Origin of the sequence: Streptomyces sp. IBSBF 2435 (assembly GCF_036815005.1) — a bacterium.
GTDB lineage: Bacteria > Actinomycetota > Actinomycetes > Streptomycetales > Streptomycetaceae > Actinacidiphila.
In genome coordinates this window covers 10,193-22,580 of record NZ_JAJSYW010000147.1, presented here as the reverse complement: position 1 = coordinate 22,580, position 12,388 = coordinate 10,193, and the positions used below count along the sequence as shown (strand labels likewise).

The 12,388-nt window shown below is 74.6% G+C and carries 10 protein-coding genes; 9 read left to right on the top strand and 1 reads right to left on the bottom strand.

The genetic code is table 11. From position 1 onward, the window contains the following. The 7 genes from V7E46_RS24605 to V7E46_RS24575 form a co-directional block, all read left to right on the top strand. The coding region (locus V7E46_RS24605) for a sugar transferase (protein WP_333770453.1) at positions 1 to 1,681 on the top strand (1,681 nt) is incomplete at its 5' end. 7 nt (positions 1,682 to 1,688) lie between these two features. After that, a complete protein-coding gene (locus V7E46_RS24600; RefSeq protein WP_333770452.1) occupies positions 1,689 to 3,125 on the top strand; it encodes an O-antigen ligase family protein in 1,437 nt (478 codons plus the stop codon). Continuing rightward, positions 3,122 to 5,077, top strand: a complete 1,956-nt coding sequence (locus tag V7E46_RS24595) for a murein biosynthesis integral membrane protein MurJ (protein ID WP_333770451.1) — start codon at positions 3,122 to 3,124, stop codon at positions 5,075 to 5,077. Before V7E46_RS24600 ends, V7E46_RS24595 begins: the two co-directional genes overlap by 4 nt. 25 nt (positions 5,078 to 5,102) lie before the next feature. Further along, complete coding sequence (locus tag V7E46_RS24590) at positions 5,103 to 5,813, top strand: polysaccharide deacetylase family protein (protein WP_443054332.1); 711 nt, start codon at positions 5,103 to 5,105, stop codon at positions 5,811 to 5,813. A gap of 477 nt (positions 5,814 to 6,290) precedes the next feature. Beyond that, positions 6,291 to 7,406, top strand: coding sequence for a glycosyltransferase (locus V7E46_RS24585; RefSeq protein WP_333770449.1), 1,116 nt, complete (start codon positions 6,291 to 6,293; stop codon positions 7,404 to 7,406). A gap of 8 nt (positions 7,407 to 7,414) precedes the next feature. Next, positions 7,415 to 8,014: a lipopolysaccharide biosynthesis protein gene (locus V7E46_RS24580; RefSeq protein ID WP_333770448.1), complete on the top strand. Its 600-nt coding sequence runs from the start codon at positions 7,415 to 7,417 to the stop codon at positions 8,012 to 8,014. After that, a complete protein-coding gene (locus V7E46_RS24575; RefSeq protein WP_333770447.1) occupies positions 8,011 to 9,165 on the top strand; it encodes a GNAT family N-acetyltransferase in 1,155 nt (384 codons plus the stop codon). The genes V7E46_RS24580 and V7E46_RS24575 overlap by 4 nt, the downstream gene beginning before the upstream one ends. 14 nt (positions 9,166 to 9,179) lie before the next feature. Here the strand turns inward: V7E46_RS24575 and V7E46_RS24570 are convergent, their stop codons facing one another. Next, positions 9,180 to 10,520, bottom strand: coding sequence for a glycoside hydrolase family 26 protein (locus tag V7E46_RS24570; RefSeq protein WP_333770446.1), 1,341 nt, complete (start codon positions 10,518 to 10,520; stop codon positions 9,180 to 9,182). A 348-nt stretch (positions 10,521 to 10,868) separates the two neighbouring features. On the opposite strand from V7E46_RS24570, the gene V7E46_RS24565 reads away from it, so the two are divergent. Together V7E46_RS24565 and V7E46_RS24560 are read left to right on the top strand one after the other, a co-directional pair. Then, positions 10,869 to 11,348: a tyrosinase family oxidase copper chaperone gene (locus V7E46_RS24565; RefSeq protein ID WP_333770445.1), complete on the top strand. Its 480-nt coding sequence runs from the start codon at positions 10,869 to 10,871 to the stop codon at positions 11,346 to 11,348. A gap of 32 nt (positions 11,349 to 11,380) precedes the next feature. Further along, positions 11,381 to 12,250, top strand: a complete 870-nt coding sequence (locus V7E46_RS24560; RefSeq protein ID WP_333770444.1) for a tyrosinase family protein — start codon at positions 11,381 to 11,383, stop codon at positions 12,248 to 12,250. The last annotated feature ends 138 nt before the right edge of the window (positions 12,251 to 12,388 follow it).

The following is a 12,388-nucleotide window of genomic DNA, read 5'->3' as shown; positions in this document are numbered from 1 at the left end:
GGTGACGCCCGACCCCGCCCCCCGCACCTGCGACCCGACCGGCGCCGACGCCGAACGGGCGACGGCACCGCAGACGTACGGACCGAACCGGCAGGACGGCGCACGGGCGCACGACCGGCCGCGCCCCGACATCGAACGGGCGGGCGGCCCGCGCCTGTCCGGGCCCGGCCCGGCCGGCGCCACGGCCGCGGTCCGCACGGACGCGGCGGCGAACAGCGGACCTCGCGCTTACGCGCCCGGCACCGCCGGCGACCCGCCCGCGTACGGCACCCGGGTTCACCACCGCGCAGGGCAGCCGCGGCGCCGGGCGGTGCGGGAGCGGGTCGGGGGAGTGCTGGCGGCGGCGGACTGCGCGGGAGCGGTCGTCGGAGCCGCGGTCACGGCGCCGCGCGTGGTGCTCGCCGGGTGCGTGGTCGCCGGGTGCCTGCTGGTCACGCAGCACAGGGCAGGGCTCTACCGGCCGGGCTTCGCTCCCGGAGCTTTCGCCGAACTCCCCGGGCTGGCCTGGCGCACGGTCCTGGCCTGGGTGGTGCTCGCGGTCGTGGCCGCTCCGGGCGCGCCGGGCTGGGCGGAACTGCCGGCCGCGGCGACGCTGACCGCGGCCGTCGCGGGCGGGCTGCGGGCAGCGGTCTACCGGTCGCGCCGCCGGATGGCCCGCAGGCGCCCCGCCTCGACGCTCGTCGTCGGCGCCGACGCGGCGTCCGCGGCCTGGATCGCCGCGGTCCTGCACGCCCGCCCGGAGTACGGGATGCGCCCGGTCGGCCTCGCGGCGCCGGCCCCCGTGCGCCCCGCGCCCCCGGAACCGCCCGCCCGCGGGGACCGGCCCGTACCGCCGCAGTACATGCCGCCGCCGGTGCTGCCCGTTCTGCCGTCGCCAGGCGACGTCACCCGGGCGGTGATCCAGAACGCCGTACGGCACGCCGTCGTCGCGGGTCCCGCGACGCTGGACGCCCGGACGGCCGCGACCGTGCGGCTGCTGGCCGCGCAGGGCTGCGTGCTGTGGCAGGTCGGCGAGGAAGGGCGCGGCAAGGGCGACGGGGCCGGCCACCTGTGGGGCCACGCGTGCCGCCGGCTCGATCCGTACCCGCCGACCGCGGGTCGCGTTGCCCGCGGCGTGAAGCGCGCCCTGGACGCGGCTGTGGCCGCCACCGCCCTGCTGTGCCTGGCGCCGGTGTTCGCCGTGTGCGCGCTCGCCGTGCGGCTGGCGGACGGCCCGGGGGTGCTCTTCCGGCAGGAGCGGATCGGGCTGCACGGGCGGACCTTCACGCTGCTGAAATTCCGTACGCTGCGCCCCGCCGACGCGCACGAGTCGGCGACGCGGTGGAGCGTCGCCCACGACCAGCGGATGAGCCGCGCGGGACGCCTGCTGCGGCGCACCTCGCTCGACGAGCTGCCGCAGCTGTGGAATGTGCTGCGCGGCGACATGAGCCTGGTCGGCCCGCGCCCCGAACGCCCGCACTTCGTCGCGCAGTTCAGCCGGACACTGCCCGGCTACGCCGACCGGCACCGGATGCCCGCCGGCATCACCGGGCTCGCCCAGGTGCACGGTCTGCGCGGCGACACCTCGATCGCCGACCGGGCGCGCTTCGACAACCACTACATCGACAGCTGGACGCTGTGGCAGGACGTATCGATCCTGCTGCGGACCGCCGCCACGCTGTTCCGCTGCGGCGGGAGCTGACCGGCCCATGGCCCTTGCGACGGCGGCCCTCCCGCCGCTCACCCTCCGCCTGCGCCGGCTGCGGCACTACGCCCCGCTGCTGCCGGCGCTGGCCACCGTCCTGCTGCTGGCCGCGCCCGTCACGACCGGCGACGTCAGCGCCTCGGGCAAGGTCACCCCGGCCGACGCGGCCTCCGCGGTGCTCGTGGTGACCGCCGCGGTCCGGCTGCTTCGCGAGCGCTCCCGGCCGCTCACCCCGGCCGCGGCCGTCGTGCTCGGCGCGCCCGCGCTCGGCTTCGCCGCGGCCGCCGTGACCTCCCTCGACCCGGGCGCGGGTCTGGCCGGATTCCTGCGCTATGTGCAGGTCTTCGTGGCCGTGCCCGCGGCCGTGGTCCTGCTGCTGCGGGACCGCCGCGACTTCACCGTCGTCGCCGGCGCGATCGTGCTGCTCGCCCTCGTCCAGGGCGCGGTCGGCACGTGGCAATACGCGACGGCGACCGGCGCGTCGTACATGGGCGAGGACATCCGCGCGGTCGGCACCTTCGGCCCGTCCGACGTGATGGGCATGGCAACCGTCGTCGCGTACGGCCTGGTGATCGCCGCCGGCTACGCCCTCGTGCCGCCGCCGGCAAGTGACCCACGCTGGCTGCGGCCCGCGGCAATGGGCTGCGCCGCGCTGCTCGTCGTCCCGCTCGCGGTGTCCTTCAGCCGCGGTACGTGGATCGCCACCGCCGTCGCCTGCACCGCGATGATCCTGCTCGCGGGCCGCCGCCAGGCGCTGCGCGTGCTGGCCGCACTCGCCGCGAGCGCCGTCGTCATCGTCGGCGGCCTCGGCGTCGGGTCCCAGATGATCGGCGAACGCGCCGCCAGCATCACCCAGGTGACCGACTCCCCCGACCCCTCCGTCACCGACCGCTACACCCTCTGGTCCGCCGCCGTCGGCATGTGGCGCGAACACCCCGTCACCGGCGTCGGCCTCAAACGCTTTCCCGCGGAACGCGACGGCCACGCCGCCCTCGCACTGTCGTCGGGGAGCGACACCGCGGGGGCCGGGCAGGCGTTCACGCGCGAGCCGCTGCTCTCCCCGCACAACATGTACCTGCTCGCGCTGAGCGAGCAGGGCCTGCTCGGCTGCACCCTGCTGGCCGGCGGCTGGACGGCCCTCCTCGTGCTCGGCCTGCGCCGCCTGCGGGCCGGCGCGGAGCGCCGCAGGCCGGTCCTGCGGGGCTCCCCCGGCGCGGTAGGCACCGGGCCGTCCTCGGACGGTCCGACCGCGCCGCGTGGCGCGGTGCCGTCCACCGGGCAGGGCCTGGGACCCGGCATCGCGGCGGTCGGGCTGCTGCTGTGGCAGTGCGTCGACTTCCTCTACGCCGACATCGGCGGCCCGTCGACCGTACTGACCGCGCTGCTCCTCGGCCTGGCCGCGTGGTGGGCGCTGCACACGGAGGACGGCGGCGCGCGGTGACCGATTTCGTACGCCTGCCGCCGCTGCCGCGGCATGCGGCACCGCCGCGCGGTTTCGTGGCCCGGGCCGCCGCCCTGACCGCGGGGCTGAGCCTCGCGGGCTCCGCGCTCGGACTGGTGCGCGACCAGGTCATCGCGCGGCTCTTCGGCGCGGGCGCGGGCAGCGACGCCTTCCTCGTCGCCTGGACGGTGCCGGAGCTGGCCGCGACCGTACTCATCGAGGACGCGATGGCGCTGCTGCTCGTCCCGGCGTTCAGTGCGGCCCTGGCCAAGGGGGGCGCGGGCGCGCTGGTCCGGGGCACATTGCCGCGCCTCGCCGCCCTGCTCGCCGCGGCCACCGCCGCCCTCCTTGCCGCGGCCCCCCTGGTCGTCCACCTCCTCGCCCCGGGCCTCGCCGACCCGCGCCTCGCCATCGCCTGCACCCGGCTGACCGCCGCCACGGTCTTCACCTTCGGCCTGACCGGCTACCTCAGCGCAGCTCTCCGCGCCCACCACCGCTTCCTCCCCCCGGCGACCGTCTACGTCGCCTACAACGTCGGCATCGTCACCACGCTGCTCGCCCTGCACGGCCGTCTCGGCGTCCAGGCCGCGGCGGCCGGAGTGGCAGTGGGCGGCGCCTTGATGGTCCTGGTCCAGCTGCCGTCCTTCGTCCGAGCACTGCGCCCGCGGGCCTCCGCTGGCGCGGACCGTCCGGCCCTCGTGACCTCCCCCCGGCCGAGCCCCGCGGGTCGGCCCCCTGGCGCCCTGCCTGCGGCCCGCAGGGGCGGTTCCGGGACCGCGGGCTGTGCTGCCGGTGGTCGGCCGACGCCTTGCGCAGGCCCGGCTCCGGCGGACGGGGTCGCCGTGGTCCACGTCCCCGGCAGTAGTCCGACCGCGCCCTCACCTGCGGCGGAAGCGGTGGTAGATCCGGCTGCTGCAGACCGCGTCTACGTAGGCGAGCCGTCCCCGCCCTGCGCCCGGCAGAGCAACGCGGCGGACACCACCGCTGAGGTCGGCTCTCCTGCCGGGGATCCGCCCGTGCCCGCACCGCCGGACGCCATGGCGGATGGAGGCGCCATGGTCCGCGTCCCCGCCGACGACGCGCCTGCGTCCCGCCCACTGCCGGGGGCGGGGCGGGTCTCGGTGGGGCTCGGCCTGGTCGTGCCCGTTGTGCTGTTCGCTGTCGGGCGGCAGACGCAGGTGCTCGTCGAGCGGTTCTTCGCGGCCGGGCTGCCCGCCGGGGCGATCTCGCATCTCAACTACGCGCAGAAGGTGGCGCAGTTGCCGATGGCACTGTCGCTCATGGTCTGCACGGTCACCTTCCCCGTCGTCGCGCACGCCCTCGCCGCGGGCGACCGCGAACGCGCCAGGCAGCGGGTCGAGCGCGACCTCACCCTCGCGTGCCTCGTCGTCCTGCTCGGCACCGCCTATGTGATCGCCTGCGCGCCGCAGATCGTTCACACCCTCTTCCAGCGCGGCGCCTTCGACGCCGCCGACACCGCCGCGACCGCCTCCGTCATGCGGGTCTACGCCCTCGGGCTGCTCGGCCAGAGCCTGGTCGGGGCGCTCATCCGGCCGTACTTCTCGGCCGCCCGGCCCACCTGGTACCCCGTCGCCGCCATGGCCGCGGGCCTCGGCGTCACCGTCGCGGTGGACGCCTCCGCCGTCACCGCATGGGGTGCGTACGGCATCGCCGCCGGCAATGCCGCGGGCATCAGCCTCACGGCCGTACTGCTGCTGCGCGGCCTGGCCACCCGCGCCGTCCCCGTCCGCGTGCCGGCCCTTGTCGCGGCCGTGTCCCGGTACGTGCTCGCCGGCGTCGCGGCCACCGGTGCCGGGTGGTGCACCGCCCGGCTGCTCCCCGGGCCCGCCGCGCTCGTCGCGGCTGCCTGCTGCCTCACCGTCCCGTTCGCCTTCGCCGCCGCGGCCGCCGCGGTCGGCGCTCCCGTACGGAGCCTGCCTCATGCCGCCTGAACCCGCGCCTTGGCCTTGGGTGCTCATGTACCACTCCGTCGCAGACTGCCGCGACGACCCGTACCTGGTCACCGTCAGCCCGCGGCGGCTCGCCGCGCAACTCGCCTGGCTGCGGCGGAACGGGCTGACCGGCGTCGGCGTCAACGAACTCCTGCGAGCCCGCGCGGAAGGCCGCGGACGCGGGCTCGTCGGGCTCACCTTCGACGACGGGTACGCCGACTTCCTCACCAACGCGGTGCCATTGCTGCTCCAATACGGCCACCGCGCCACCGTCTTCGTCCTGCCGGGTCGGCTCGGCGGCACCAACGCGTGGGACGCGGACGGGCCGAGCAAGCGGCTGCTCACCGCCCAGGGCATCCGTGCGGTCGGCTCCGCCGGGATGGAGGTGGGGTCGCACGGGCTCGTCCACACCGACCTCACGTCGGCCGACGAGGGTCGGCTCGCCGCCGAGGCCGCCGACAGCCGGGCCCTGCTCACCGACGTCACCGGGCGGGCGCCGGACGGCTTCTGCTACCCGTACGGTGCGGTCGACTCCCGCGCTGTCCTCGCGGTGCGTGCGGCAGGTTACCGCTACGCCTGCGGGGTCGCGCCCGGGCCGCTCGCCGGGCCCTTCGCCATGCCCCGCACCTATGTCGGCGACCGCGATTCGCCCGCGCGGCTGCGGGTGAAGCGCCTGCTTCACACTTTTCCCGCGGGGCGCGTGCCCTTGCGGAGGTTGCGGGCGCTCTATGCGTAGCCGCTGCCGCGGTGGGGGTGGGTGCCGGCCGGTGACCTTCCGACGGTTCGTCGTGGCTGGTCGCGCAGTCCCCCACACCCCTGGGGTGGCAGCTGCCCGCTGCCGTCCAACGGTTCGTCGTGGTTGCGCGCGCAGTTCCCCGCGCCCCTGGACGGCGCCCTCTCCCGCACCGCTCGACCACACCCATGTCAACGGCGAAACCCTCGCGAGGGCCGCCAAGAGCGGCGCCCCCAGCCCCACCAAACCGCCACGTGACCAGGTAAAGCCCCCACCCGTGGGGCGCGGGGAACTGCGCGCGCAACCGCTACGGACCGTCCCGTGGAAACAGACCGCAATCGCCCCCGAGAGGCGCGGGGAACTGCGCGACCAGCCACGACGGACCGTCGAGCGGGCACGGGCCGGAAAAGCCCCCGCGCCGCGCAGGGCGGCGCATGGCGGCGCGGCAGCACCGCCGCAGCCCCCAAGCGGTGAGGCCCGGTGAAAATCGTGCACGTCATCACCGGCCTCGGCATCGGCGGAGCCGAACAGCAACTGCGGCTCCTGCTGCGGCACCTGCCGCCCGACAAGGCGTCGTGCCACGTCGTGACGCTGACGAATCCCGGCCCCGTCGCGGACGGGATCAGGTCGGACGGCACGGCGGTCACCCACCTGGGCATGGCGGGTAACCGGGACCTGAGCGTATTGCCGCGGCTGGCGGCGCTGATCAGGTCGGGGGGATTCGACCTGGTACACACCCACCTCTACCGCGCCTGCGTGTACGGCAGGGTCGCCGCCCGCCTGGCGGGAGTGCGGGCGGTGGTGGCGACGGAGCATTCGCTCGGGGACTCGCAGATCGAGGGCAGGCCGCTGAGCGCGGGCACGCGGGCGCTCTACCGCGTGACGGAGCGGATGGGCGCGGGCACCGCCGCGGTGTCCGCGACCGTCGCGCACCGGCTGCGCGCCTGGGGCGTCGCGGACGACCGCATCCAGGTGGTGCCGAACGGCATCGACCCGGAGCGCTTCCGCTACGACGCCGCAGTACGCGCGACGGCGCGCGACCGCCTCGGTCTGCCGCCCGCGGCCTACGCCGTCGTCGGCGTCGGCCGCCTTGTGCCGGAAAAGCGCTTCGACCTGCTCATCCGCGCGACCGCCGCTAATCCCGGCACGCGTCTGCTGCTCACGGGAACGGGCCCGGAGCGCGGCAACCTGCTGCGACTTGCCGCGGGCCTCGGCACGGCGGACCGCGTGGCGGTGGTGAGCGGCGCGGACGGCGGACCCGATGTGCCCGCCGTGCTGGCCGCAGCCGACCTGTTCGTGTCGCCGAGCCCCGAGGAGGCCTTCGGGCTGGCCGTGGTGGAGGCGCTGGCGGCCGGGCTGCCGGTGCTGTACGCGGCCTGTCCGGCGATCGAGGACCTGCCGCCGCGGGACGCGCCCGGCGCGCTCCGGATCGGCGGCGACCTGGCGCAATTGGCCGCGGCGATCGGCCGGCAGCGCCGGGCGGGCCACGTACGGCTGCCGGTCGCGGCGGCCGTCGAGCACTACCACATCGCCCATACCGCGGACCGCGTCATGGCCCTGTACGCCTCGGCCCTCGCGTCCGCCCGGAAGAAATGAGCACGCGCATGAAGGCACCCCGCTGGATCCCGCTGCCGTTGGGCCTCGGCGTCGGACTGCTCGGCGGCCTCGGCTACGCCCTTGCAGCGGCACCGCAATATGCCGCAACCAGCTATGTGATGGTCGTACCGCAGCAGGCGGACTCACCGGCGGCGCTGGGCTTCGCGCAGGCGTACGGCCGGGTGGTGACCGGCTCCGCGGTGCTGGCGGGGGCGCAGGCCGCCGCCGGGACGCCCGCCGACAGCCTGCGCGGGCACGTACAGGCGCAGACGTCGCCGGACGCACCGATGATCTCGGTGACCGGTACGGCGTCGAGCGGGTCCGCTGCGGCGCGTTACGCCAACGCCGTGGCCCAGTCCCTCACCGCGACCGGCAACCGCAGCGCGCCGAGTACCGGCGTCCGGCTGCTCGTCTTCTCGCCCGCGTCCGCGCCCGCCTCCCCCGCCTCGCCGTCCGCGGCCCTGTCCGCGGCGGTGGGCGCGAGCGCGGGCGGGCTGCTGGGCGCGCTCGCGCTGCTCGTACGGCCCGAGCTACGGCGCGAGGACGCGGACGACGCGGCGGCCGTACCGGCACCGGCGCACGCCCTCACCGCCCGGGAAACCGTGTGATCGCCGCCCTGGCCCCCGGCCTGTCCGTCACCATGTGCCGCGACCCGCGGGAATTCGCCGCGCTCGCCGGCGAATGGACAGACCTGCACCGGCGCTGCCCGCAGGCGACGCCCTTCCAGAGCCACGCCTGGCTGCACTCCTGGTGGCTGTCCTACGCCACGCGCCGCGACCGCCTCCGGGTGGTCCTGGTGCACCGCCAGGGCGTCCTGGTGGGCGCGGCCCCGCTGCTGCGCACGTACCGCCCGCTGCCGGTGCTGCTGCCGCTCGGCGTCGGCATCACCGACTACGCGGACGTCCTGCTGGCCGCCGACACGGCGTCAGCCGACGTGGCCGCCGCCCTTGCCGCGGGGCTGCGGCGGGCCGCGCGGGGTGCGGTGGTCGACCTGCGGGAGGTACGGCCCGGGGGCGCGGCCATGGCGCTGTACGACGCGTGGCACGGGCCGAAGCGGCGGGCGCCCGGCTCGGTGTGCCTGGAGCTGCCGGGGCTGCCGATGGACGGGCTGATCGCGCGGGTCGGGAGTTCGCGCGGGCAGCGCATCCGGGCCGATCTGCGGAGGCTGGACGCGGCAGGGGTGGAGGAGCGCGACGTCGGCGCGCACGAGGTGCGGGACGCGGTGGCCACCATGCTGCGGCTGCACCATATGCAGTGGCAGGGCCGCGGGGTGACACCGGAGCACGCACGGCCGCGCTTCGCCGAGCACCTGGCGCGGGCAGCGACCGCCATGGTGGCGGCGGGAGAGGCGGCGCTCACCGAATTCAGCGTCGGCGGCACGGTGGTCGCGGCGAATCTGACCGTCCTGTCACCCGCCCTGGCCGGCGGCTACCTCTACGGCGCCCACCCGGACCTGCGCGCCACGAAGGTCGATGTGACGACGCTGCTGATGCGGCACGGAGTACGCCACGCGGCGGGCGCCGGGCGGCCGGTGCTGACCCTGCTGCGGGGCGCGGAGCCGCACAAATTCCACTGGCGGCCCGAGCGCCTGGCAAACCAGCGCCTTCTGCTGGCGAACCGCCCGCTCGCGCCCGTCCTGCACGCCCGCCACGCCCTGGCCGCCGCCCGTACCCGCCTGGTCTGTACGGCCGCGGCCCGGCTGCCCGCGCTCCGGGCCTGGCGCGCCCGACTGAACGACCTGCGGGCGCGCCGGACATGACGCGGGACCATTGCTCACGTCCTCTTCTTCGGCGCCGGCTGCCCCTTCGGCTTGAGGCGGACGCACGCCTCGCCGCTCTGGTACTGCTTCTTCGTCCCCTCGCTCAGCCCAAGCGGCACGCACCCCTCGACCACGGGTGACGGCTTCGGTACGGACCCGGCCCCCGGCGCGGTCGGTACGGCGGTCGGCGCGGTCGTCGGCGTGGCAGTGATCGGGTCCGGCGTCTCTGTGGACGCCGGCGTGGCAATGGGCGTCGGCGTCGCAGTAGGCACGGGCGTCACCGTCGGGGCCGGCGTCCCCGGATCCGTGGGCTCGGGCTGCGGCTCGGGCTGCGTATCGGTGTCGTAGAGCATCGCGCGGAAGACCTTGGAGGACAGCGGGTTGTCCTCGCACTGCCACACGCCGTGCGGGCAGTAGTCGGTGATGGTCTCATAGAGCGCGTGGTGGTCGGTCATCCAGCGCAGCATCAGGGCGACGTAGTCGGGGTCGTCGCCGTTCCTGAACAGGCCCCACTCCGGGTAGGAGATCTCCTTGCCGTGCCCGGCCGCGAAATCGACCTGCGCCTGGAGCCCGTACGGCTCGCTGACCTGCTCGTCGAAGGACTCCTCCGACGGCTGGTCGTAGGAGTCCATGCCGATGACGTCGACCGTGTCGTCGCCGGGGTAGCACTCGGTCCACGGGACGTCGTCCGTACCGCGGCTCGGTGCGAAGTCGAAGCGGAACTCCTGGCCAGGCACCGCCCGCATCGCGGCGACGATGCGGTTCCAGTACGTCTTCCAGTCCTCGGGGTCGGGACCGCAGCGGTGGGAATAGGTGGTGCCGTTCATCTCCCAGCCGAGCACGATCATGGTGTCGGGCACGCCCAGTTCCACCAGGTGCTGCGCTAGCCGGGTGAAGTGCTCGTCGAAGGCGCCGCTCGCACCCTGCCGGATCAGCGAGCGCACCCGGCTGTCGCCGAGGTGGTCCTCGTTGCGCTCCTGCATCGGCACATTGAGCACGAACATCCGGCCCGGATCGGCCCGCCGCCAGTCGGCCCACGGCTGGAGCAGGTCCTGCTCGCCCTCGATGCCGTCCCAGCTCTCGCCGGGCAGATAGGTGTGGCCGACCCGCATCGGCGTACCGCCGAGCCAGGTCTCCAGGTCGGCGATGTGCTGGACGCCTTCGGCCCCCGAGTCGGTGAACGCGCCCATGTACGGGAGGTTCACGGTGCCGGCCTGGTCCGACGTCGCGCCGGACGAGGCTCGGCCGCCCGTGAAGGCGGAGCCGAGCGCGCTGGTCGTCGGACCGGTCACCAGCAGTGCGGCCGCGGCGGCTCCGACACCCGCTCCGGCCATCCAGCGCCGTCGGTGGGCCATGGTCACTCCTTGCTCGTCGGACGCGAACGCGGGGACGCGTGCACACACAGGCACAAAGGGGTGAGCGTGCCTCCTCACAGCCAGTCATAACGTATGAGGACTGAGCGCGCGCCCGGAAGTGGTCCATACGCGGCGTCAGACGCCATACATATGACGGATTACGGTCTGACGCGACTCTCCGACGTTTCGTCAATACCGCCGTCCATTAGCGACAGAAAGCCGATGTGGGCATCACTCGGGCGGATGAATCTTCGGTCACCGCTCACCGATAATCCGCAGTTTCTCACCCCTACGGCTGCATGATTGCCCGGCAGCCGATCGGTCACAACCGAACGAGAGGAGTCGGTCATGGGCGAAAGCGATGCCACGGAGAAAGGCCGCAGGACGTCTTCGCGCCCCGCGGTGACCCGCAGGCGGGTGATCACGTCGGGCGTGACGGCCGCCGCCGCGGTGTCGGGAACCGCGGTGGCGCTGCGGCCGGTGCTGACGGCAGGTCAGGAGCCCCCTGACGGCGCCCCTGGCGGCTCCGCAGCCGGCGCCGGGGCCGACGGGTCACCGCGGGCGCCGCTCGCACCGGCTACCGCTCCCGCGCTCTTCGACGAGGTCTACCGGGGCCGCCGCATCCAGGGCTTCCCCGTCCCGGGGGAGGAGGGCGTGGCCATCACGGTCGACGGGCAGCCGTTGCAGCTCATGCGGCGGGTGGACGGCAGCTGGATCAGCGTGGCCAACCACTACCAGCCCTATACGACGCCGCTGGCCACCGCCAAGGGCGCGGTCGACGTCATCGGCCGCGCCGAGCTGTCCATGACCGCCGAGCACCACCACTGATCCGAGCACCCTCACCGATCGGGGCCGCACCCGTGTACACCCGCGTCAATCAGCGGAATCTGACCAGCAGCCAGCGCACCCGCTTCGTCAAGGCGGTCATCGAGCTCAAGCGCTCGGGCCGCTACGACAAGTACGTCCGGCTGCACGCCGAATACTTCGCCGCGGACGGCGAGAGCGGGCTGCGGGTGGCGCACATGTCGCCGACCTTCTTCCCCTGGCACCGGCAGTTCCTGCTGGTCTTCGAACGTGAGCTGCAGACCGTCGATCGCGGGGTCACCGTCCCGTACTGGGACTGGACCACCGACAACAAGACGACGTCCGCGCTGTGGGCGGACGACTTCATGGGCGGCAACGGGCGGCGCAGCGACGGGCAGGTGATGACCGGTCCCTTCGCGCACCGGACGGGCAACTGGCCGATCAACTACGGCGTCACCAGGGAGAAGTACCTGACCCGCAACATGGGCCGGCCCGACCGCCCGATCGCACTGCCCACCAGGGCCGAGCTGCGCGGCGCGCTGGCGCTGGCCGCGTACGACACGGCGCCGTGGAATTCCGCGCCGGCCACGCAGGGCTTCCGCAACAAGATCGAGGGCTGGACGGTCAGCGAGACCAAGGGCGGCTATCTGCACAACCGGGTGCACCAATGGGTCGGCGGCCACATGGTCGGCGCCGCCTCGCCGAACGACCCGGTCTTCTGGCTGCACCACTCCTTCATCGACCTGATCTGGGTGCACTGGCAGCGCCAGCACCCGAAGTCGTCCTACCTGCCGAGCAGGCCCCTGCCGGCGGACGACCGGCAACACGCCCGGGTGATCAGCGCGGACGAGCTGATGCCGCCCTTCAGGGTGAAGCCGTCGGCGGTCTTGGACCACCGGAAGTTCTACACGTACGAGGAGGGCTGACGCACGAGCGTCCGCAGTGGTCGGCCGAGGTACGAGGCCGCCCGCGAAGGACGCGAGCAGGAAGACCGACCCACAAGCCAGCAGGCTGACGCACGAGCGTCCGCAGTGGTCGGCCGAGGTACGAGGCCGCCCGCGAAG